Origin of the sequence: Epilithonimonas zeae (assembly GCF_900141765.1) — a bacterium.
Lineage (GTDB): Bacteria > Bacteroidota > Bacteroidia > Flavobacteriales > Weeksellaceae > Epilithonimonas > Epilithonimonas zeae.
In genome coordinates, this window is sequence record NZ_FSRK01000002.1 from 342,995 (window position 1) to 364,743 (window position 21,749).

20 protein-coding genes and 1 tRNA gene are annotated in these 21,749 nt (G+C 33.7%); 11 read left to right on the forward strand and 10 right to left on the reverse strand.

Annotation, left to right across the window (positions count from 1 at the left end; genetic code table 11):
* Nucleotides 1–84 precede the first annotated feature (84 nt).
* From ybeY to BUR19_RS13375, 4 genes are read right to left on the reverse strand one after another with little or no spacing between them, the layout of a single operon-like run.
* Nucleotides 85–501, reverse strand: a complete 417-nt coding sequence (gene ybeY / locus BUR19_RS13360; protein ID WP_074235952.1) for an rRNA maturation RNase YbeY — start codon at nucleotides 499–501, stop codon at nucleotides 85–87.
* A gap of 4 nt (nucleotides 502–505) precedes the next feature.
* Nucleotides 506–2,662, reverse strand: coding sequence for a patatin-like phospholipase family protein (locus BUR19_RS13365; protein WP_074235953.1), 2,157 nt, complete (start codon nucleotides 2,660–2,662; stop codon nucleotides 506–508).
* A 2-nt stretch (nucleotides 2,663–2,664) separates the two neighbouring features.
* On the reverse strand, nucleotides 2,665–5,109 hold the full coding sequence (locus BUR19_RS13370) for a bifunctional UDP-N-acetylmuramoyl-tripeptide:D-alanyl-D-alanine ligase/alanine racemase (protein WP_074235954.1): 2,445 nt from the start codon (nucleotides 5,107–5,109) through the stop codon (nucleotides 2,665–2,667).
* Nucleotides 5,110–5,128: 19 nt separating this feature from the next.
* On the reverse strand, nucleotides 5,129–5,725 hold the full coding sequence (locus BUR19_RS13375; protein WP_074235955.1) for a thymidine kinase: 597 nt from the start codon (nucleotides 5,723–5,725) through the stop codon (nucleotides 5,129–5,131).
* Nucleotides 5,726–5,851: 126 nt separating this feature from the next.
* On the opposite strand from BUR19_RS13375, the gene BUR19_RS13380 reads away from it, so the two are divergent.
* The 4 genes from BUR19_RS13380 to fabG are packed head-to-tail and all read left to right on the forward strand — an operon-like array spanning nucleotide 5,852 to nucleotide 9,352.
* The gene (locus tag BUR19_RS13380; RefSeq protein WP_074235956.1) at nucleotides 5,852–7,051 is read left to right on the forward strand and encodes a hypothetical protein; all 1,200 of its coding nucleotides are present in this window, start codon (nucleotides 5,852–5,854) and stop codon (nucleotides 7,049–7,051) included.
* Nucleotides 7,052–7,726: a 16S rRNA (cytidine(1402)-2'-O)-methyltransferase gene (gene rsmI, locus BUR19_RS13385; RefSeq protein WP_074235957.1), complete on the forward strand. Its 675-nt coding sequence runs from the start codon at nucleotides 7,052–7,054 to the stop codon at nucleotides 7,724–7,726.
* Nucleotides 7,727–7,729: 3 nt separating this feature from the next.
* Nucleotides 7,730–8,554, forward strand: coding sequence for an XAC2610-related protein (locus BUR19_RS13390; protein WP_074235958.1), 825 nt, complete (start codon nucleotides 7,730–7,732; stop codon nucleotides 8,552–8,554).
* A gap of 54 nt (nucleotides 8,555–8,608) precedes the next feature.
* A complete protein-coding gene (fabG, locus tag BUR19_RS13395; RefSeq protein ID WP_074235959.1) occupies nucleotides 8,609–9,352 on the forward strand; it encodes a 3-oxoacyl-[acyl-carrier-protein] reductase in 744 nt (247 codons plus the stop codon).
* A 76-nt stretch (nucleotides 9,353–9,428) separates the two neighbouring features.
* Here fabG and BUR19_RS13400 read toward each other — a convergent pair whose 3' ends face one another.
* Entirely contained in the window at nucleotides 9,429–9,884 is a 456-nt protein-coding gene (locus BUR19_RS13400) for a hypothetical protein (RefSeq protein WP_074235960.1), read from the reverse strand.
* A 169-nt stretch (nucleotides 9,885–10,053) separates the two neighbouring features.
* A complete protein-coding gene (locus tag BUR19_RS13405) occupies nucleotides 10,054–10,662 on the reverse strand; it encodes a hypothetical protein (RefSeq protein WP_074235961.1) in 609 nt (202 codons plus the stop codon).
* Between the two features lie 90 nt (nucleotides 10,663–10,752).
* On the opposite strand from BUR19_RS13405, the gene BUR19_RS13410 reads away from it, so the two are divergent.
* The gene (locus tag BUR19_RS13410; RefSeq protein WP_074235962.1) at nucleotides 10,753–11,325 is read left to right on the forward strand and encodes a 5'-methylthioadenosine/S-adenosylhomocysteine nucleosidase family protein; all 573 of its coding nucleotides are present in this window, start codon (nucleotides 10,753–10,755) and stop codon (nucleotides 11,323–11,325) included.
* A gap of 30 nt (nucleotides 11,326–11,355) precedes the next feature.
* Here the strand turns inward: BUR19_RS13410 and BUR19_RS13415 are convergent, their stop codons facing one another.
* Nucleotides 11,356–12,090, reverse strand: a complete 735-nt coding sequence (locus tag BUR19_RS13415) for a DUF1835 domain-containing protein (protein ID WP_074235963.1) — start codon at nucleotides 12,088–12,090, stop codon at nucleotides 11,356–11,358.
* Nucleotides 12,091–12,093: 3 nt separating this feature from the next.
* Nucleotides 12,094–13,134: a GMP reductase gene (locus BUR19_RS13420; RefSeq protein WP_074235964.1), complete on the reverse strand. Its 1,041-nt coding sequence runs from the start codon at nucleotides 13,132–13,134 to the stop codon at nucleotides 12,094–12,096.
* A 220-nt stretch (nucleotides 13,135–13,354) separates the two neighbouring features.
* On the opposite strand from BUR19_RS13420, the gene BUR19_RS13425 reads away from it, so the two are divergent.
* From BUR19_RS13425 to BUR19_RS13435, 3 genes are read left to right on the forward strand one after another with little or no spacing between them, the layout of a single operon-like run.
* Nucleotides 13,355–14,644 (forward strand): glycosyltransferase, encoded by a 1,290-nt coding sequence (locus tag BUR19_RS13425; RefSeq protein ID WP_317041452.1) that lies wholly within the window; start codon nucleotides 13,355–13,357, stop codon nucleotides 14,642–14,644.
* A gap of 10 nt (nucleotides 14,645–14,654) precedes the next feature.
* Complete coding sequence (locus tag BUR19_RS13430; protein ID WP_074235965.1) at nucleotides 14,655–15,395, forward strand: DUF3667 domain-containing protein; 741 nt, start codon at nucleotides 14,655–14,657, stop codon at nucleotides 15,393–15,395.
* Between the two features lie 12 nt (nucleotides 15,396–15,407).
* Nucleotides 15,408–16,001, forward strand: a complete 594-nt coding sequence (locus BUR19_RS13435) for a Pr6Pr family membrane protein (protein ID WP_074235966.1) — start codon at nucleotides 15,408–15,410, stop codon at nucleotides 15,999–16,001.
* A 69-nt stretch (nucleotides 16,002–16,070) separates the two neighbouring features.
* Here the strand turns inward: BUR19_RS13435 and BUR19_RS13440 are convergent.
* A tRNA-Asn gene (locus tag BUR19_RS13440) sits at nucleotides 16,071–16,144 on the reverse strand.
* 76 nt (nucleotides 16,145–16,220) lie between these two features.
* Nucleotides 16,221–17,729, reverse strand: coding sequence for an RIP metalloprotease RseP (rseP, locus tag BUR19_RS13445; protein ID WP_074235967.1), 1,509 nt, complete (start codon nucleotides 17,727–17,729; stop codon nucleotides 16,221–16,223).
* A gap of 275 nt (nucleotides 17,730–18,004) precedes the next feature.
* Here rseP and BUR19_RS13450 point away from each other — a divergent pair, with 275 nt between their 5' ends.
* The 3 genes from BUR19_RS13450 to BUR19_RS13460 all read left to right on the forward strand — a co-directional run bounded on the left by BUR19_RS13450 (nucleotide 18,005) and on the right by BUR19_RS13460 (nucleotide 21,747).
* Nucleotides 18,005–18,907 (forward strand): pirin family protein, encoded by a 903-nt coding sequence (locus tag BUR19_RS13450; RefSeq protein ID WP_074236494.1) that lies wholly within the window; start codon nucleotides 18,005–18,007, stop codon nucleotides 18,905–18,907.
* Nucleotides 18,908–19,012: 105 nt separating this feature from the next.
* Nucleotides 19,013–20,149 carry a helix-turn-helix domain-containing protein gene (locus BUR19_RS13455; protein WP_074235968.1) on the forward strand — a complete coding sequence of 379 codons (1,137 nt, stop codon included), beginning with the start codon at nucleotides 19,013–19,015 and terminating at the stop codon, nucleotides 20,147–20,149.
* A 101-nt stretch (nucleotides 20,150–20,250) separates the two neighbouring features.
* Nucleotides 20,251–21,747 carry a serine hydrolase domain-containing protein gene (locus tag BUR19_RS13460; RefSeq protein WP_074235969.1) on the forward strand — a complete coding sequence of 499 codons (1,497 nt, stop codon included), beginning with the start codon at nucleotides 20,251–20,253 and terminating at the stop codon, nucleotides 21,745–21,747.
* Nucleotides 21,748–21,749 lie beyond the last annotated feature (2 nt).

Consider the following 21,749-nt stretch of genomic DNA (forward strand, 5'->3'; position numbering starts at 1 on the left):
GCCCCGATTGTAGCGGTTACCCCGCAACTAGCTTTGGAAAAAGCATTGGCGTGAGGAGTATGAGCGGAAAGCGGGAAATAGCTCCTAAAAATTTTTAAATTGATTGATATAAAAATCTTCTTTTGCTCGCATTTGAGTCTCTTCTTCCTCGGTTTTATCCTTGTATCCGCAAAGATGAAGAATTCCGTGAGCCAAAACGCGATTGAATTCTGATTCAAAGTTTTGAGATAGGGTAGAAGCGTTGTCCAAAATGCGCGGCAAAGATACGAAAATATCTCCCGAAATGGTTTTTCCCTTTACATAGTCAAATGTGATGATGTCTGTGTAATAATCGTGGTCGAGATAATCCTGATTAACTTTGAGAAGATACTCGTCGTCACAAAATATATAATTGATTTCACCGAGCTTCTTGTTCTCTGCCTGAATCAAGTTTTCCAGCCATTCTGATGTGTTTGAATGGATTTCTACTTTATCAATTTTTTCAAAAAAATAGTTTATCATATTTTTAAAACCAATGCCCTAAGATGACACTGAAAACGCCTTTATGTTTGTTAAGAGATTTGCTGAAGTTGACTTTTATCTGACCGAAAGGAGATTTGTAACCTGCGGTAAGACCAATTGAACTGTAATTAAGTTTAACTGCATCTTCAAATTTGATAGTGCTGAACATATTTGCAAGACTGAAATTTCCAATTAAAAAATAATTTTTACTGAATCTAAGCTGAAAATCATTAGAAGCAATAAAAATATTATTATCAACTAATGAAGCAAACTGGTATCCTGCAAATTGTTTATAATTGGCTATAGGTTGTTCAAAAATTCCTCCAACTCTATATTGATAAAAAGAAGGAAGGTTGTCTCCAATTGTAATCCCTCCATATAAATTCAGACGATATGTGAACATTTTTGAAATGTAAAAATTCATCTTGATATCTGCTTTTATATTAATGGGTTTCTTCTCTAAATCTGAATTGAAAAGATCTATGATTTTTCCTTCAGCATTCAGGTAAAAACCTTTTGTCGGAAAGTCGCGGTCGTTTTGGGTATCGCTTTTTAAGAAGACATACGGATTGAGGTATTTTTCTACAATTTTATTGGCACCGTTTCGTTCGCTTTCAAAATAGTCGTGGCTCAAACCTCCTCCAATTGCAAACTTGTCTTTCCAAACAGACTGAATAAAAACTTCGTTTCTGAACCAATCCCAAGTTTCGGTTGTATTATTATCAAAATTTTTCAGATCGAATGTCATTCCTGAAGAATATAGTCCAAAACCCGGAATATATCCGTTATCTATAAAGTAGTTGAAATAATATCTCGGATTATCACCAATTACTACATCCAGGGATAAATTAGAATTTCTAAATAACAAACGCTTCGCTGAATAATTGAGCAACAATCCTGTCTTGAAAACTTCGTCGTAATGGAGCCCGAATTTCAAAAAATGACGAGATTCATCTTCTGTTACATATAATTTGAGATAACTGCTGTTATTTTCCTGTACGATATCGTAGTTGATGAATTTATAATTGTTGGTTGCATATAATTTATCAATCATCTTATTCACGCTTCCATAAGTCTGCATAGAAGGTAATTTAAGCCCCATTTTTCCACGAATGTAGTTGGACTTATAAATCCGTCCGTTTTCCACCACAAGGCTGTCTATTTTATAAACGCTGGAATAAATAGGATTGATTGATGACCTTATTCTTTCAAAATTTCGTTTCGGTAGCTTGTCCAGAATATCAACATATTTTTGGGCTTCAACATAACCACTGTCCAGGATTTTCCTTTTATCATCATAACTTGTAGCAGTCATTCCGGTAAGATCCGGTTTGATGTTGATATCCGTGTACTTATATTGGTTAAGTGTTTCTTTTTTAATATTGATATCAATGATTTGATTCAGGATAGAAATTATACTGGTCAGATTCTCACGTTTTGCCAAAGGCTGATTGAGGTCAACACCGATTACAATGTCAATTCCTTTATCTTTCAAGGGCTTTGAAGGGAAATTAACCGTCATTGCGCCATCAACATAAATACTATCACCAACCTTTACAGGATCCAAAAGTGATGGAAAAGCAGAACTTGCCATAATTGATGAAACCAAATCACCATTCTCAAAAATCTTCATTTGACCACTTTCTATATTGGTTCCGATACACATAAAAGGAATTGGAAGCTTAGAAAAATCATCAATATTAGAAACATTTCTAAGTAATTCTTTCAGCAGATAAACATTTCTCTGACCTGTGCTAATAGAAGAGGGAAATGTAATCTTTCCGTTTTTGAGAGGAACGGTAAACAGATATTTATCAACGCTTTTATTGAAAAAACTGGTTTCGCGACGAGTTTTTGGATCTGTAATCAATGAATAAAAATCGGTGTCCATTACGATCTTTTCGATGTCTTTTCCTGTATAGCCAGAAGCGTAAAGCCCACCAACAATTGCACCCATACTGGTTCCGGAAATATAATCGATTTTAACACCGAGAGAATCCAGAACTTTCAAGACTCCAACGTGTGTAAATCCTTTTGCGCCTCCGCCAGAAAGAGATAATCCAATCTTAGGATTTTTTGGAATGACAAGATTTTCTTTTACCTGAGAATAACTCATCAGATAAGCTAAAAATGGAATCAGATAAAAGAGTTTCTTAATCATTTTTAATTTTTTATATAAATTCTTTTTACTCTAGGAGAAATCGAAGTTAATACTTCGTAAGTAATTGTACCACAATATTTTGAAAATTCTTCAAGAGTAGGATTTGAATTAAAAATCGTTACAGAATCGCCTTCTTTTGCCACAACATTATCCACGTTAATCATCATCATATCCATACAGATGCTTCCAACAATTGGGCAGAGTTTATTATTAACGCCTATATTTCCGACTTTATTTCCAATCAAACGTGGAATTCCGTCCGCATAACCAACCGGAATGGTAGCAATTTTTGTGTCGTGTTCAGCTTTGAATCTTCTGCTATAACCTACTGATTCTCCATTTTTTACATCCGATATCTGAGAAATAACAGTTTTAAAACTTACAGAATCCTGAAGTTGTTTTTTGATACTTTTATCTGGATTTTCTCCAATCATTCCAATTCCAATTCTTACCATATCATATTGATAATCAGTATAATTGGTAATTCCAGAAGAATTAAGAATATGCCTGATTGGCTGATAACCCAATTTATCAATTAAATAGCTAGAATTTTTTTCAAAAGTTTTTAATTGATTCAAAGTAAATTCTTTTTCGTCTGGCATATCAGAAGAAGATAAATGACTGAAAATACTTTGAACTTTGACATTCATCGAGTTTAATTTTTCAGTTAATTCATCTAATTCAAAATCCTTAAAACCAAGGCGATGCATTCCCGTTTCCAGCTTGATATGAATCGGATATTTCTGCTGATTTCCGGATTTTATCAATTGTTCATTGAATAATTCCAGAACTCTTAGACTGTAGATTTCAGGTTCCAGATTATATTCGATGACACTATCATAGCTGTGCTGTTCAGGATTCATCACGATAATTGGCGTTGTGATTCCCTTTTTTCTCAATTCAACACCTTCGTCTGCAAATGCAACACCAAGATAGTCAATATGATGATGCTGAAGAAATTCGGAAATCTCATAACTTCCTAATCCATAAGCATTTGCTTTTACCATTGCCATCATTTTGGTTTCTGGTTTTAGTAGAGATTTATGAAAATTAATGTTATTAAGAATTGCATTCAGATTGATTTCCAAAACCGTATCGTGTTTTCTGAGTTCAAGAATTTCTTTGATTTTTTCAATCTCGAATTTTCTTGCACCTTTAAGTAAAATAACCTGGTTTTCGATTTCATTAATCACTTTACTTTCAATAAATTGATTGGTATTATTAAAAGTAAAAGTCTCAGAATTAAATAGTTTATAAAATGAGCTTATTTCTTCTCCAATTAGAAAAACTTTATCAAATTTCTGTTCATTAACTAACTCAGAAACTTCAGAATATAATTCTTCCGAATTCTCATTAGAATCTAAGATATCTGTAAGAATCAGAGATTTTTTTGGTTTGTTATATTCACCGATAAACTGAAAAGCAATTTTCAAAGAATCCAAATCCAAATTATAAGAATCATTGATAATCAGATTATTTCTAATTCCTTCGATGCTTTCAAGACGCATTTCAATCGCTTTAAGTGCATCTATTTTTTCTTTGATTTGAAGATTTGATAAATTGAACTGTTTCAGAATTCCAATCAAAGCTAAAACATTAGTTAAAGTCGCTTCATCTCTTTGATTGATTGGCTGAGAAAATTCTTCCTCAAAATATTTGACTTTAATATCCTGCGTTCGGTCATTAACATCAGAAATTATGGAAATATCATTATTGTTTTTTAAACCGTACGATATTAATTTTTTACTTGAGTATAATTGATTGATTAATTTGTCTGTCAATTCGTTATCAGAATTATAAAATATAATTTCCGAATGTTTGAACAACTTTAATTTCTCATTAATTAATTCTTCTTCGGAATTGAAGTTTGCAGAATGTGCAGTTCCAATATGCGTCAATAATCCAATCTTTGGGTGGAAAACATTTTCCTGTTTTTCCATTTCGTTCGGCTTGGAAATTCCAACCTCGAATATTCCTAATTCGTGCTTTTTATCGATTTGCAACAATGACAAGGGCAAACCGATTTGAGAATTAAAACTTTTTGGACTTTTAACCGTAACAAACTCATTAGAAAGACATTGATAAAGCCATTCTTTAAGAATTGTTTTTCCATTACTTCCCGTAATTCCAATAGAATTAATATTAGAATGCTCAAAATGATATTTGGCAAGCGTTTGTAAAAATTCGACCGAATTTTTTGTAATGATTTGATTGATAGAAAGATTATCGATTTTATTTTCAGTAATAATTGTATCGATTCCTTTTTCGATGACAGTCTCGATATATTTCTGTCCAGAATTTTTTTTTGTGCTTATCGCAAGAAACGCAGTATTTTTTGTAGAATAAATCGTTCGGCTGTCAAAAGCAATATTTTTGATTTTGATATCTTGATTTCCAATCACTTCGGAGTTGGTAATTTCTGCAATTTCTTTTGCTGTATAATTCATTGATTATCAAAAAAATAAACTAATTAATTTCATTATCTTTATTAAGAACTTCATCCACAAAAACTCTTCTACTAACTGCATCATAAGCTTCCGTTTCTCCAAGTTCCACCAATTCCTTTCCTGCAGAAGTTCTCATCGAATAATTGGCAAGATTTCCTGTTCTTTTACAAATCGCGTGAACTTTGGTCACATATTCTGCCGTTGCCATCAGATTCGGCATTGGTCCAAAAGGACGACCAAGAAAATCCATATCCAACCCGGCAATCACAACCCGGATTCCGTTATTTGCTAATTGATTGGCAACATCTACAATGCTTTCGTCAAAAAACTGCGCTTCATCTATCGCAACCACATCACAATTAGAACCCAACAAAAGAATCTCAGAAGGACTTTCCACAGCTGTACTTCGGATTTTAGTCTGATTATGGGAAACAACATCTTCCTCAGAATAACGCGTATCGATTTTCGGTTTGAAAATCTCGACATTCTGACCGGCCATTTCTGCACGACGGAGTCTTCTGATGAGTTCTTCCGTCTTTCCGGAAAACATAGAACCGCAGATAACTTCCATCCAACCGCTTTGTTTGGAATGATTAATTGTATTTTCTAAAAACATTATTAATTTAGCAAAAAATTGTTTTAAAATTTATAAAAGAAAAACTTGATGAAACCTTTATTTAGGAACAAAATTGTTCTTAAATTTATAAACATCAAATTTAAGTAAAAATTAATAAGATATATTATGCAAAACCTGCAAGATAAATACGAAGAAATTTTCGGAGAGATTAAGAATCTTTTGTCAGAATTATCAAAATCTGATACTTATGAAGCTATTTTGGCGAAAGAAAATGAAGTCAATCAGCTTTATCAAAAATTTTCTTTTCTTAAAATTTCTCAGAATTTTAATTTTTCGTCAACCGAAGTTGAACCATTACAAATTATTGATAACCAATTTACAAACGTTGATTCGGATTTGATTTCAGTTGAAGAATTTGAGGAAGAAAATAAGGTTGCTGAAATCATTGTTGAAGAAACCGAGGTTCACGATATTTTCGATGATGTTCCGGAAGTAGAAGAAGTTCATTCTTTTACAGAAATTGATGAGCAAGAACATTCTCAAGAAAATGTTGTTGAAGAAATTTCCAATTTTGCAGAAATAGAAACAGAAGAAAATCTGGTTGAAGAAACTATTGAATCTGAAAAAAATGATTTGATTGAAGAAGTTTCTAATCAAACAGAAGAAATTGCAGATGAAGTAGAACAAAACTCCGCAGTTGAAAATGAGACTGATACTTTTGAAGAAAGTCTTTTAGAAGAACCAACTGAAAAATTGGAACCTATGCAGGACAGCCAGTTTTCTTTTGCAATGACGAAAGAAGAGCCAGTTGCAGAAGAAACTTCGCAGGATGATTATGAAGCAAGATTAGCCGAAAAAGAAGCTAAGCTGAAAGAACTTGAGGAAAACAGAAGAAAAATTGTAGAATTTTCCAAAGAAAATACTCAGTCAAAAGAAAAATCTCAAGAAGTTTACGAATCAAATTCTGATGAGCATCACGATAAAAAATTCAAATTAGCGAATATCAAAGGTCTCAAAATTGCCAAATCTTTGTTTGATGATGACCATTTGGAAGAGACAGAAAAACCGGCTCCGGTTCAAACTTCCGGAAGTCTCCTGAAAAATAATGTGCCGACAGATTATATGGAAGCACCGAAACCAAAACCAGAATTCAAGCTTGACCTGAATGACAGAATCGCATTTTCTCAATATCTTTTCAATGGAAGTCAAAGTGAACTGAATCAAGTTGTTTCTGTTCTGAATTCTTTCAATTCTTTGGATAAAGCTCAGGAATTTTTGAGTGATATCTATTACGAAAGAGATTGGAAAAAAGTTGATAGCTATGCGCAGAGATTGTGGACTTTGGTTGAAAATAGGTTTTTGTAGATGAGCGGTATTCTTTATTTTGTTCCGACACCCGTTGGAAATCTGGAAGATATGACTTTCCGAGCTGTGAAAGTTCTGAAAGAAGTAGATTATATTTTGTGTGAAGATACAAGAACTTCCGGTGTTCTTCTCAAACATTACGAAATTTCCAAACCTCTGAAATCCTATCATTTACATAACGAACATCAAGCCACGCAAAAAGTAATTGATGACCTCAAAAATGGCCAAAACATTGCCATAATTACTGATGCAGGAACTCCAGGAATTTCGGACCCAGGTTATCTTTTGGCAAAAGCTTGTGCGGATGAAAATTTGGAAATGATTTGTCTTCCTGGCGCAACAGCTTTGATTCCAGCGCTTGTGGTTTCCGGATTGCCGAATAATGAGTTTCTTTTTGCTGGATTTCTTCCTCAAAAAAAAGGAAGACAAACCAAACTAAAACAATTGGCTGAAGAGAAAAAGACAATCGTTCTTTACGAAAGCCCACATAAAATCAATACAACACTTGAGCAAATCAAGGAATTCTTCGGAGAAGAAACTAGAGCAAGTTTGAGTCGAGAAATTTCCAAAAAATTCGAAGAAACTAAACGAGGGACAATCAATGAGTTAATTGAATTCTCGAAAAGCAAAACTTTAAAAGGTGAAATTGTTTTGATTGTGAATAATTCAATCTAAAAAATGAATTTTCTTAAACTCATATTTCTGTTTTTTCCAGTTTTTTTCTTCACTCAAGTCAGTTATGAAGGGAAAATTGGTAATTATCCAATTGAATTGGTTCTTAATATTGATGGAAAATTTGCTGATGGAATTTATATTTATTCAAAATTCAATGAGCCAATTTCTATTAAAGGAATTATTGAGAATGGACATTTAATATTATTTGAATTGGATGGAGATACGAGGAAGGCAAAATTCTATTTTAATAACTTTAAAGATGGAAAAGAAGAATACCTGGGAACTTGGACAAATCTCAAAACAGAAGTTCAATTGAATGTCTATTTAAAGAAAAAAGCAAATCAAAAATCATTTTTACAATCAGAAAGTACTAAGCAATTTTATTTCAGAGGAACTGAAGAAAATGAAGAGAATTATCTTTTAATTATCGATAAAAAAAGCAATCAAATTTTTCAGAAAATGAAAATGGAAGAATGTAGTTTTGATGGTATTTATGATGTTTCGGTTGGGGATTATAATTTTGATGGTTACGAAGATTTTTCCAGCTGTGTGCAATCTTATGCAGGTCCAAACACTTCAAAAACATATTTTTTGTTCGATAATAAAAAGAATGAATTTTTTGCAAGTGATTTTTCTGGAACTTCTTTGGAATTTGATGAGAAAAATAAATTGATTACAGAAACCAATCAGTGTTGTGCAGGAGCATCGATTGTTAAAAATATCTATAAAGTAAAAGAAAACAAGATGGTTTTAGTCAAAGAACATTGCTATAAATGGAGCGAAAAACTTCAAAAGCATATTGAGAAAAAACCAAAGGATTGTCAATAATTCTTAAAGTATTATTTTTGCCATAACAAATTTTAGAAAACATTATAAAAATATATGGGATTACTACAAGGTAAAGTTGCAATTATCACAGGAGCAACGCGTGGAATCGGAAGAGGAATTGCAGAAGTTTTTGCCAAAGAAGGTGCAAAAATCGCATTCACTTATGCCGGTTCTGTGGAAAAAGCTAAAGAACTGGAATCGGAATTAAGCAAAATAACAGAAATCAAAGGATATCAGTCAGATGCTTCGGATTATGACGCCGCTCAAAAATTAGTTGAGGATGTGTTGGCAGAATTCGGAACAATTGATATTTTGGTAAATAATGCAGGAATCACCAGAGATAATTTGATGTTGAGAATGTCAAAAGACGATTGGGATACGATTATCAAAGTTAATTTGGATTCTGTTTTCAACTTGACAAAAGCGGTTATTAAACCAATGATGAAAGCAAAATCCGGTTCTATTATCAATATGACTTCGGTTGTTGGTGTGAAAGGAAATGCTGGACAAGCAAATTACGCCGCTTCAAAAGCTGGAGCAATTGGTTTTACTAAATCTATCGCTTTGGAATTAGGTTCCAGAAATATCCGTTGCAATGCTATCGCACCAGGTTTTATTGAGACTGAAATGACAGCTGCTTTGGACGAAAAAACGGTTCAGGGTTGGAGAGACGGAATCCCAATGAAAAGAGGAGGGCAGCCGGCAGATGTTGCCAATGCGTGCGTTTTCTTCGCAAGTGAATTATCTTCTTACGTTACAGGTCAGGTTCTGAATGTTGACGGAGGAATGTTGACTTAAGGTATTGAACTTTAATTTATAAAAAATAAAACCGACCTTTCTTGGTCGGTTTTTTGTTAAATCTCTTACAGATTTTTCATTTAATTTTCTTAATCAACACAGCGTCATTTTTATCCAAATAATTGGTTCTTATGAATAATCTTCCATCTTTCTCGGATAGAAAAAATGTGCTTTCATTTTTTCCTTCAAACACACCAGATTGAACTCCCAAAATAAAATCTAATTCATTATTTTCATTTCCCATTTTCCAAAATTCGCCTGAAAATGCTGCTTCTTTATCCGTTTGCTTATCTTCATCATATCTCCAAATCAAGATACTGCTGTCATCAGGAGCGTCAATTTTCAATGATAATTTTATTGGATGGATAGATTTGCTTTTTTCGTCGAAATATTCTAAATAATATTCACCTTTCCATTTTTTTAAACTTTCATCATCGAGTTGTGTTTCATCAATTTGTTTTCCTGAATGTGGAGATTCTTCGTCAGGTTCTTCGGTATTGGAAGTTTCCGCATTTTCATTATGGATTTCCACGGTTTCTGGAGTATTTGTAATATTTCCTGCTTCTGAAATAATATTGTTTTCTTTATTTTTTTGCTAATATTTGTAATAAAAATATCCTCCAAATTCTCCAATAAGAATCATTAAAAGTATTGTAAAAGCTTTTTTCATTTGTGTTTTTTTAAGATAAAGGGCAAACAGCCTAGTCTAATTTTGTTATCGGAAATTTTGGGTTTTCATAATTTTCTGGAACTACCATTTCTGTTTTTATCCAATATTTTCCATTTTTTTCGTAAAGTTTGAAATCATAATTTGTATAAGGATTGTTACCATCGTACAATTTTTTCGGACTGAAAAAAATGCTGTCTGCAACGTTTCCTCTTGCAACGAATTTTCCTTGTAAACGGTAGCCAGCATCTTCTTCTACCTTATCATCTTCAATGTTTTTATAATAAATGTGAGCTTTTACATCTTCAGGATTTGGTGCTTCTATCTCGATGAAAGCTCTATAAGGTCCTTCTCCCTGCGCTTCTATACATTCGAAAAAATAATTTCCCTTCCATTTTTCAAAATCTTCGTTAGAAATCGTTTTACCTTCAACTTCGTCCAATTCAAATTCTTCGTACTGGTTGCCGGACTGTAATGTCATCGGAACAAGATTTTGATTTATACTGATAGAATCTATTGGTATTTTTTCATCATAAAGATATTTTCCTATTGGAGTATTCTCCAAAACTCTAAAACTGAGCAGAAAATATACTGTCATAAAAGAAAAAAGTAAAGTGAGCGAATAAATTAATGTGTTTTTCATCGGTTTTTAATAAAAAAACAAATTTACATTTTTTTGGTCTCAGCTAAATTCCTTTTCCTTTTCTTTACAAAAAGCTTTTTTATAGAAATTATGACAAACAACGGAAAGAATTACAACAATATTTTATTGGTTTTTGCTTTGGAATCCGAAGCAGGGAAAGAGTTTGAAAAATTCAATAAAGTATTTGTAGGAATAGGGAAAGTTAAAGCGACTTATAATCTTACAAAAGCTATTCAGGAAGTGAATCCGGATTTGATTATCAATCTGGGAACTGCCGGGAGTACAATTTTTGACAGAGGAAGTGTTGTGAATTGCAGCCGGTTCATTCAGAGAGATATGGATGTCAGAGCTTTGGGTTTTCAGAAATTTGAAACACCTTTTTCCAATGAAACAATTCTCCTGGAATATGGATTAATTATAGAACATCTCCCCAATGGGATATGCGGTTCCGGAGACCAGTTCGAAATGGAACATATCAATCCGGAATACAATGTCATCGATATGGAAGCTTTTGCGCTTGCCAAAATTGCAGAATATGAGAATATCGATTTTCTATGTCTGAAATATATTTCTGACGGAGCAGACGGAAATGCGGCCGATGATTGGACGCAAGAGGTGAAAAAAGCTTCGATTGCGTTGAGAAGAGAACTAGATAATCTTTAATAGAAAACCAGCCGAATTTGGCTGGTTTTTTTATTTCTTGTTCAAAACTTTATCATAAATCTTCTTGACCTGCAAATCTCCGAAACCAAACATTCCTAATTCTTCTTGAAATTTTTTAAAGACAGAATCAAAATCTGTCAATCCGTTTTCAATTTGATTTTTAATAAAATCTTCCGGCTTAATATTGATATAAGCTTCGATAACTTCTTTTAAAAATTGAAAGCAATCGGATTGATTTTCAGATAATTGTTTCAAAGAATCGATATCATTATTTTGATAAGCTTTCCAAAGATTGAGAGTTAATTTGATATCATTTTTATTAAATAAAACTCTAGATTTCAAAGATTTTTCCAAATCAGAATTGTCTGAATCTGCAAAACCTTTCCAATGATTTTCAGAAGCTGTTTTAGGAAAAACTCGATAGATTTTTAAATCTTTAATAGTTGAGAGTAAAGAAACACAAAACCACAAATTAATCTGACAAAACAAATCATCTTCAAACCAAAGATTGACTTCGGAATCTTCAGAAATATTCAGAACTTTTTCAAATTCCGAAACTGATTTTTCATAATAACTTTCCTTGGAAACATTATAATCTTCAGAAATAGATTTTGCTCTTATTTCCCAAAATTCTTCTAAGGATTCAGCTTTCAAATTTCCAGAAATCAAAGCCTCACGACAAACAATTATCCTTCCTTCGATTGAAGTTTTCTTCAAATCTTCAGCAAGATAGTCGCCATTGGTTATGTGAAAGATATTCTTCAAAAGTTATCCGTTAAAAACCTGATTTTCCTGCTCTTGAACTCGGATAAAAGTTGTTCTTTTAGACAATTCTTTCAACTTAGATGCGCCGACATAAGTACAAGTCGAACGAACGCCTCCCAAAATATCTTTTACTGTTTCTGAAACTGGACCTTTATAAGGAACTTTCACCGTTTTTCCTTCGGAAGCACGATATTCTGCAACACCTCCGGAATGTTTATCCATCGCTGTTTGAGAACTCATTCCATAAAATAATCGGAAAGTTTTTCCATTTTCTGTGATGAGTTCACCGCCACTTTCGTCGTGCCCGGCAAACATCCCTCCCAACATTACGAAATCTGAACCGCCACCAAAAGCTTTGGCCACGTCTCCAGGTACTTTGCAGCCTCCATCGCCGATGATTTGACCGCCTAAACCGTGAGCAGCATCAGCACATTCGATAATTGCAGAAAGTTGAGGATAACCAACGCCTGTTTTCACACGAGTCGTACAAACAGAACCTGGACCAATTCCAACTTTGATAATGTCAGCACCAGCCAAAATCAGTTCTTCTACCATTTCGCCGGTTACAACATTCCCAGCAATGATGATTTTATCAGGAAAATTTTCTCTTGCTTTTTTTACAAATTGAACAAAATGTTCGGAGTAGCCATTCGCAACATCAATACATAAAAACTGAATTTTGGGATTGGCATCCAGAATCGTTTTGATTTTTTCTTCGTCAGCTTTTCCAGTTCCTGTGCTCAATGCAATGTATTGGTAGAAGTCATCGTTTTTATCTTTCAGAAAATCAGACCATTCCTGTACAGAATAATGCTTATGAATTGCTGTAATGATTTTGTCTTTGTAAAGCGCCTCTGCCATTTCGAAAGTTCCGACTGTGTCCATATTGGCCGCAATCAACGGAACGCCGCTCCATTTTTTCTGAGTATGTAGAAAAGTGAATTCTCTTTCTATAGTCACTTCTGAACGGGATTTGAGTGTGGAACGCTTCGGACGAAACATCACATCTTTGAACCCTAACTTGATTTCGTTTTCTATTCGCATACATCAAAATTAGCATTTATTTTTTTGAATTGGGATGATATTGAAACTGATTTTTGCCTTAAATTATAAAATCAATATTTGTCATTCCGTAGGAATCTCAACAGTCTAGATTCCTACGGAATGACAAAGTAATGTTTGATGACAAAAGTTGATTGAATGCTGAATCCGCAGCCCGGCTTGAACGGAAATCCTTTTTTGCGTTTACAAACATTCTCGTGAAATGGAAATCGTCTGCAAAAAAGATTGGGAGTGGAAGACGGAAATAGCTGCCCAAAATATTCAATTAAGAATCTCTATTTTTGTTATTGTGAAACATCTTGTCATTATTGGTCTCGTCATTCCGGAGCCTGCTTCTACAGCTGCAGGTCACAGAATGATGCAGCTCATCCAATTGTTCTCGGAAGCGAATCACAAAATCACTTTTTTGACAGCTTCCAACAATATCGAATTCTCAGAAAAAATTGAAATCGAAAAAATTGAAATCAACAACGAAAGTTTTAATGAAAAAATAAAAAAACTCAATCCTGATATTGTGCTTTTTGACCGTTATGTAACAGAAGAGCAATTTGGCTGGCGGGTTTCTGAAAATTGTCCAAAAGCTTTGAAAATTATTGACACAGAAGATTTACATTTCCTTAGAGAAGCAAGGCGAAAAGCTTTTGTTGAGAAAAGGGAAGTTAATAATGAAGATTTGGTTAATGATATTTTCAAGAGAGAAATAGCTTCGATTTTGCGTTGTGATTTGTCTTTGATTATTTCGGAATTTGAGTTTCAGTTGTTGACGGAGAAATTTAAAATCAATCCGAATATTCTGTTTTATATTCCGTTTTTAACTGAAAAGATTGAGAAAAATAAGACTTCTTTTCAAAAAAGGCAACATTTTGTAAGCATCGGTAATTTCCTCCACGAACCTAATTGGCAAACTGTTTTGAAACTGAAATCTTTTTGGAAATCAATCCGAAAACAACTTCCGGAAGCAGAACTTCATATTTATGGTGCTTATGCTACGGAAAAAGTTTTCCAGTTGCACAATGAGAAAGAAGGATTTTTGGTAAAAGGAAGAGCAGACGATGTTGAATCACTTTTTAATCAATACAGAGTTTTACTAGCTCCCATTCCTTTTGGTGCAGGATTGAAAGGAAAACTTTTGGAAAGTATGCGGTTTGGATTGCCCAATGTAACGTCATCAATTGGTGCAGAAGCAATGCACAAAGATTTGCCTTGGAATGGTTTTATCGAGGATTCTGATGAGGACTTTGTAGAAAAAGCAATTGAGTTATATAAAAATGAATCTTTTTGGAATCAGGCTAATGAAAATGCTTTTGTGATTTTGAATGAAGTTTTTGATAAAAAATTATACGCCAATCAGTTTTGGAAAAAAATTTCTAAAATTGAGAATCATCTGGAAAATCATCGGACAGAAAATTATCTCGGAAAAATCCTGCAACATCATCAATTGAATTCGACAAAATATATGAGTCGGTGGATTGAGGAGAAAAATAAAAAATAAACTATCGATTATGAAAATTTGTAAGAACTGTGGTCATCGTTTTGAAGGGAAATTCTGTAACCACTGCGGACAAACTGCGGAAACCAAAAGACTCAATTTCCAATATCTGAGACATCAACTAACGCACAGTCTTTTTCACATCAATGCTGGTTTGTTTTATACAATCAAACAATTATTTCTAAGACCGGGACACGCTATCAGAGATTATCTTGAAGGAAAAAGAGTGGATTACGTCACGCCATTTTCGTTTGTTCTGATATTGACAGGGTTTTATATTTTGCTTTGTCATTGGCTTCACATCAACTTATTCTCAGCATCAGAAGAGTCTTTGAAATCCGGAATTGGTTCAGGAAAATCTTTGAACCTTGATGAATGGTTTTTGTCGCATTTCAGTTGGGTAACTTTGGCTACTATTCCTTTATATACAATGGGAACCTGGATTTGCTTTCATAACAAAGGTTACAATTTTGTAGAATATCTTGTTCTGAATACTTACAAAGCTGGGCAGAGGCTGATTGTGCAGATTGTCTTTTTACCGTTTATTTTCCTGATCAAACATTCTCTCAATATTGGAACTGTGATGCTGATTGTTTATTTGATTGATTTGGGATTGCACTTTTGGACGAATCTTCAGTTTTTCAAACCAATGAAGGCGTTAAATATTATTGTTAGGTCAATTTTCAGTCATTTGATTATGACAATATTGGTTGGATTAGCGGTTTTAATCTTTATAGTTGTGATGTCATTATAAATTAATCGAATTATGAAACAAAAACTGGCGTTATTTCTCGCAATTTTAGGATGGATATCAATTATCCTGCAGTTTTATTTGATGATGGAAACAAGAACCATTTCCAGGCTTGAATCTGTCATTCGGTTTTTCAGTTACTTTACGATTTTGACTAATATGATTTTAGCGATTTCATTTTCTGTTCAGGCGTTCAAAAAGGAGACAATCAGAATTTTGACGCCTATTACTGTTTACATCACTATTGTTGGCTTAGTTTATCAGATTCTTTTGAGACACACCTGGAGCCCGACTGGACTTCAAATGATTGTTGATGAACTATTACATACTATCATTCCAGCATTGGCGATTATTTATTGGTTTTTCTATGAGGATAATAAACTTAATTATAACCAAATTCCGAAGTGGCTGATATTTCCTTTGTTGTATTTGTTTTACATTCTCATTCGTGGACATTATTCAGGTTTTTATCCTTATCCGTTTGTAGATGTATCAAAATTCGGATTAAATCAAGTATTGATCAATTCGGGGCTTTTAATCGTTGTGTTTATTTTATTCTGTGCTCTTTTTGTTTGGATCAAGCAACCGAAATCTAAAGTGATAGAATAAATATTAGAATTTTAAAGAAAGAAAAGGTATATAAAAACAAAAAACCACTAGACTAATCTAGTGGTTTTGCTCCTCTTGCTGGGCTCGAACCAGCGACCCTCTGATTAACAGTCAGATGCTCTAACCAACTGAGCTAAAGAGGAATGTTTCCATTTGCTTTAAGCGTGTGCAAATATAGAAACTTTTTTTATACTTCCAAAAATTTTTGGAGAACTTTTTTTAATTTTTTTGACTGAAAAATTGCGCTACGACCTTAACTATGTCATTTCCAAATATTAACGCCATAAGGCCTAATAAGAAAATTACACCTACCATTTGCGCATTTTCCAAAATTTTCTGCGGAACTGGTTTTCTTGTGATGATTTCCCATAATGTAAACAAGACGTGACCACCGTCTAATCCTGGAATTGGAATTAAATTAAGGAATGCCAACCAAACAGAGAACATCGCTGTAAAGCCCCAGAAAAACTCCCAATCGATAGAAAAGTTTCCATCCTTGCTTTTTTCAACGTGCATATTATTCACGATGGCGATAGGACCTCCAACCTTTTTATAACCTTGCGTTTTGGTATTGAAAATAATTTTAAACTGCTTAATCTGCATTGCCAACACATCAATAGTTCTGGTGAATCCTCTTGGAATTGCTTGTAAGAAAGAATAATTTTTCGTGGTCTCGCTTTTGTTCAGATAACTTTGAGCCAATTGGAAGTTAGGACCAAATCCTAATTTTCCTTCCTGATTTGCCTTAGCTTTGATTGTAATAGGTTGATCATTTCTAATAATATCTAAACTGATTTCTCCTCCTTTATTTGCCTTTAAAGCATCGGTAACTTGGTCATAGAATTCTGTTTTCTGTCCGTTTACGCCAACAATTTTGTCTCCTTTTTTCAACCCAGCTTTTATTGCAGGCATATTTGGAGTTAAAGTATCGACCACAGCAGGGAAACGATTCATAAAATAAAGTTTTGCCTCGTTAGCGTGTAGAACTTCAGCAACACCATCCTCATTGATTGGGAAAGTCACTTCTTTTCCACCTCTTAGAACAGTTACGTTATCAGCAAAAAGCATATTAACGGTTGAGGTTTCCATTCTTTCTGCTGGTTTTCCGTCTATTTTCAAGATTTTATCTCCTGTTTGCAATCCCATTTTTTTACCAGCGTCAGAAACCGCAATTCCATTCTCGAATTTCGAATTATCGTGATAAGTTTCTCCTGTGAAGTAAGACAGGCAAGAGTAGATCAACCAGGCTAAAAAGAAATTAACCGTTACACCACCCAACATAATAATGAGTCTCTGCCAGGCCGGTTTTGCACGGAACTCCCAAGGTTCAGCAGGTTTAGAAAGCTGTGCAGTGTCCATACTTTCGTCCACCATTCCGGCAATTTTCACATAACCACCCATTGGCAACCATCCGATGCCATATTTTACACCTTCTTGCTTTCTCCAATCGCTGTCCGGTAATTTGGAAACATCGATCGGTTGTGTTATTTTTTTGCCATTGATTTCAACCTCTTCTTCAGTAGGCTGATTTTTTGAAAAGAATTTATATTGCCATTTTCCATTGATTTTCTTCATCGCGAAGATGGAAAAATACGGGTCAAAAAATAAAAAGAATTTGTCTACTTTGGTTTTAAACCATTTCGCTGGCAGAAAGTGCCCGATTTCGTGTAAAGTTACAAGGATAGAAATGCTCAGGATAAACTGAAATATCTTTAATGCTAATTCCATTAATACATTTTAAAATTATAGTTGTCAAAGGTAATCATTTAGTCAGAAACTATACCAATGTAAAAATCAACCTTTTCTCTGCCAAAATAGCATTTAATAGTATTGATGATTTGGGCAGCTATTTCCGCCTTCCACTCCCGCTATTTTTTGCCATTGCTTTCCAGCCACAAAAAAATGAGCTCCGTTCAAGTCGGGCTGCGTGCGATTCGACTTCAAATAATATGTTTAGGATTCAATGGAAATCAGTAATTTTAATCCTATTTAAAATTGAAATTATGTCAAATATCGAGATGATAATCGAGGAAAGAGCAGCTGATATCGGCAATTTTTTGGTTGGCAGATTGTTGCCGTTTTCTCAGAAGAGAAGCATTGGACCATTTGTGTTTATCGATCATATGGGACCGGCTGCGCTCAAGGATTATGAAAATATGGATGTTCCGCCGCATCCGCACATTGGACTTTCCACACTTACTTTTTTGTTTGAAGGAAGTATAATGCACAGAGATTCCATCGGCACAGAAATCGAAATCAAAGAAGGTGCTGTGAACTGGATGACTGCAGGAAAAGGCGTCGCTCATTCCGAAAGAACGCCAGAATATCTTAGAACCACCGACAAACATCTTCACGGATTACAGATTTGGGTCGCACTTCCAAAAGAATTGGAAACTATGGAGCCAGAGTTTTTCCATATCAACAAAGAAGATATCCCAAGTTGGATAGATAATGGCATTAATTATAAATTAATCGCAGGCGAAATCCTTGGAAGAAAATCTCCTGTTCCGGCTTATTCGCCTCTTTACTTTTTGGAAGTGAAGAATACACTTCAGGAAGACAGAGAAATCATTCTTGGTGATTACCTTTTTGGAGAATCATCACTTTACATTCTGGAAGGAAACATCGAAAGCGAAGGCAACCTTTATAACCCAAAACATATTTTGATTGCGAAAGATTCCAAGCTTTGTCATTTTGTTTTGAAACCAAATTCCACGGTTTACATCTTTGGCGGCGAGCCTTTTCCGGAACCAAGATATATCTACTGGAATTTCGTTGGAACTTCCAGAGAAATTATAGAAGATGCCAAAACAAGATGGCAGAACCACGAGTTTCCAAAAGTCATAAATGATGATGGTTATGTTCCGCTTCCGCCACAGAATAAAAATATTAAGCTGAAAGAATAAACTAATACAACAAAAAGCATCTGGATTCCAGATGCTATGTTTGATTAATATCTCTAAGTTTGCGCTTCTAATAAAAATTTAAAGTCAAGCATCGTCAAAACGAATATGGATAAGTTCAGCTTTTTAGAAATCACTGCTTGCATTGGAATTTTCGTCATTCTATTTCTTGCCTTGTTTTTGCTGACTGTGAAAACGAAACATAAATTAGGAAACCGACTTTTCGCTTTTTTTCTTATCGGAAATGCCATAGATGCATTAAAATTTTTGATGCGAGAATTTCCGGTTAATTATATCAATCTCGAGGCATTTCGGTGGAGTTTTGTGTATTTGGTTCCGGCATTGTTTTACCTTTATGCATTATCCGTCTGCTATTCTAATTTCCGTTTAAAAAAGAAACATGTATTGCATGCAATTCCATTCGTTGCGTACAATTTGTATCTGATGTGGGGAATTTATTTTGTAGACAGACCTTCTAAAATACAGTTTATTAACGGCATGAATGATATGCCTTTGATGCAGTTTTTTCAGTTTCTTTTTGAATTTATGTTTCAAGTTTATTTCATCGCGTCATTTTTGGTGATTAGAAAATCTAAAACGGTTTATCTTCAAAATTATACGAATCCAAATATTTCTGTACTCAATGCCCTACATAAAATAACAATTCTCTACTACTTTTTGCATTTCATAGTTCTTGTAAGATGGTTGGTCACTTTTATCTTTGGTTCAGGCGAAATTCGGGTATGGGTTGTAACACTTGATGGGTTTGCATTTTTAATTTGTACTTGTTGGTATTTATTTATTGCACTAAACAATCCGGAATTTTTTCGAGGTGTAAATTCACAGTTAAAAGTTATTGAAGAAATTATCCCGAAACAAAAGTCTTCTCCTATAGTTGATGACGAAAAAAATAGACAAATAGAATCTTTAAAAGATTTTATGATTAAAAACGAGCCTTATCTGGATTCATCGTTGACGATTCAGGATTTGGCAGAGCAGGTGAAAATGCCGGTTAAAGATTTATCGGCTTTGATTAATCTGTATATGAACAAACATTTTTTTGATTTCATTAATGAATATCGAATCGAAAAAGCGAAAGAAATATTGAAAGATTCTTCACAAAAAGACCTGACAATTCTGGAAATTCTCTATCAGGTTGGTTTCAATTCTAAATCTTCATTCAGCACTTCTTTTAAAAAACACACCGGAAAAACGCCTACGGAATTTCGGAAAAATTCATTTTAAGCATCGAATTTATTGAAAAATGAGTTCGACTTTTTTTAATCGGTCGTGTATTCAAGCATTCTGGCGCATCTTTGCATCAAATTATAAAATCAAAATCGATTATGAAAAATTTTCTGTTTGCATTTTTGGTGCTTTCATCACTAAATATTTTTGCGCAAAAAAACGTATCCAATTCAAATAAAGAAAAAGCAAAGAAAATTGATTTGATAATTAATAAATATCACGATTACAATCTTTTTAATGGAAGTGCGTTGGTTGTTCAAAACGGCGAAATTGTATTGCAGAAAAATTATGGAAAAGCAGATAAGAGCTGGAATATTGATGCAACTTCTGACACCAAATTCAGAATTGGTTCCGTAACGAAACAATTTACAGCAATGCTGATTATGCGGTTAAAACAAGAAGGAAAAATCAAACTTGATGATAAAATCAGCGATTATCTGCCTTGGTTTAGCAAAACGGTTGGAAGCAAAATTACCATTCATCAATTATTAACACATACTTCCGGCTTACCGAATTACACCGACTTTCCTGATTTTAAAACAAAAATGGTTTTCGAAAATTTGTCGGGAAAAGATTTTGCAGTTAAATATTTCAAAGATAATCTGGGATTTGAGTCTGGAACTAAACAGAATTATTGTAACACCGGATATTATTTGCTGGGATTAATTATCGAAGAAATTACCAAAAAACCTTACGAAGAAGTTCTGAAGGAAAAAATATTTGATGTCATAGGAATGAAAAATACTGGCATTGAAAATCCGAAAGAAATCATTTCAAATTATGCCCAAGGTTATGATTTTGATTACGATGGCTATCAAAAAACAGATTACATTAATATCAAAACTGCTGTATTTTCTGCCGGTGGAATGTATAGCACGGCAAATGATATGCGAAAATGGGATGATGCTTTGTACACGAATATTTTGTTAAATGAGGAGAACAAAAAAATATATTTCACGCCAAATTTAGGCAATTACGCTTACGGTTTGGTTGTTCAAAAACATCAGAATTTTCTAAGTTCGGGAAAAGAGATTACAACAATGGCGCACAGTGGCGGAATCAACGGTTTTTCCTGCAATATTGCTAGAATTCCAGAGGATAAAATTTATGTGATTTTGCTTGATAATACCAGAGCTGGTAAAAGAGGCGGACAATTAGAAGCTATTATTGATGATGTTTTCGGGATTTTATATAATGCAAAAGTTGATGTACCGAAACCATTAATCATCTTTGAAGTTTATAAAAAAATGAAATCGGAGTCTGTAGAAATAGGAATTGAGTATTTGAAAGACTTAAAGAAAAACAAATTCGATTCTTACAATTTCAATGGTTTTGAAAATGAACTCAATAGATTGGCGTACAAATTTTTAGGCGAAGGAAAACCTGATGATGCTTTGAAAATCATTGATTATGCGGTTTCAGAATTTCCAAAATCATCTAACATTTATGATACGCGGGGCGAAATTTATTTCATTAAAAAAGATTACAACGCTTCCAAAAAGGATTATCAGAAAACGTTGGAATTGAATCCCAATAACGATAATGCCAAAGAAATGCTTTCAAAAATCAATCAAATCCTGTCTCCAAAAAATTAATT

What these genes read in the sequence shown, in the direction of transcription:
- BUR19_RS13425 (WP_317041452.1), top strand. Translation starts at nt 13,355, where the DNA reads ATGGAAATCGTCTGCAAAAAAGATTGGGAGTGGAAGACGGAAATAGCT.
- BUR19_RS13420 (WP_074235964.1), bottom strand. Translation starts at nt 13,134, where the DNA reads ATGCGAATAGAAAACGAAATCAAGTTAGGGTTCAAAGATGTGATGTTT.
- BUR19_RS13370 (WP_074235954.1), bottom strand. Translation starts at nt 5,109, where the DNA reads ATGAATTATACAGCAAAAGAAATTGCAGAAATTACCAACTCCGAAGTG.
- BUR19_RS13455 (WP_074235968.1), top strand. Translation starts at nt 19,013, where the DNA reads ATGGATAAGTTCAGCTTTTTAGAAATCACTGCTTGCATTGGAATTTTC.
- BUR19_RS13450 (WP_074236494.1), top strand. Translation starts at nt 18,005, where the DNA reads ATGTCAAATATCGAGATGATAATCGAGGAAAGAGCAGCTGATATCGGC.
- BUR19_RS13375 (WP_074235955.1), bottom strand. Translation starts at nt 5,725, where the DNA reads ATGTTTTTAGAAAATACAATTAATCATTCCAAACAAAGCGGTTGGATG.
- rsmI (WP_074235957.1), top strand. Translation starts at nt 7,052, where the DNA reads ATGAGCGGTATTCTTTATTTTGTTCCGACACCCGTTGGAAATCTGGAA.
- BUR19_RS13410 (WP_074235962.1), top strand. Translation starts at nt 10,753, where the DNA reads ATGACAAACAACGGAAAGAATTACAACAATATTTTATTGGTTTTTGCT.
- BUR19_RS13390 (WP_074235958.1), top strand. Translation starts at nt 7,730, where the DNA reads ATGAATTTTCTTAAACTCATATTTCTGTTTTTTCCAGTTTTTTTCTTC.
- fabG (WP_074235959.1), top strand. Translation starts at nt 8,609, where the DNA reads ATGGGATTACTACAAGGTAAAGTTGCAATTATCACAGGAGCAACGCGT.
- rseP (WP_074235967.1), bottom strand. Translation starts at nt 17,729, where the DNA reads ATGGAATTAGCATTAAAGATATTTCAGTTTATCCTGAGCATTTCTATC.
- BUR19_RS13430 (WP_074235965.1), top strand. Translation starts at nt 14,655, where the DNA reads ATGAAAATTTGTAAGAACTGTGGTCATCGTTTTGAAGGGAAATTCTGT.
- BUR19_RS13405 (WP_074235961.1), bottom strand. Translation starts at nt 10,662, where the DNA reads ATGAAAAACACATTAATTTATTCGCTCACTTTACTTTTTTCTTTTATG.
- BUR19_RS13435 (WP_074235966.1), top strand. Translation starts at nt 15,408, where the DNA reads ATGAAACAAAAACTGGCGTTATTTCTCGCAATTTTAGGATGGATATCA.
- BUR19_RS13365 (WP_074235953.1), bottom strand. Translation starts at nt 2,662, where the DNA reads ATGATTAAGAAACTCTTTTATCTGATTCCATTTTTAGCTTATCTGATG.
- ybeY (WP_074235952.1), bottom strand. Translation starts at nt 501, where the DNA reads ATGATAAACTATTTTTTTGAAAAAATTGATAAAGTAGAAATCCATTCA.
- BUR19_RS13380 (WP_074235956.1), top strand. Translation starts at nt 5,852, where the DNA reads ATGCAAAACCTGCAAGATAAATACGAAGAAATTTTCGGAGAGATTAAG.
- BUR19_RS13460 (WP_074235969.1), top strand. Translation starts at nt 20,251, where the DNA reads ATGAAAAATTTTCTGTTTGCATTTTTGGTGCTTTCATCACTAAATATT.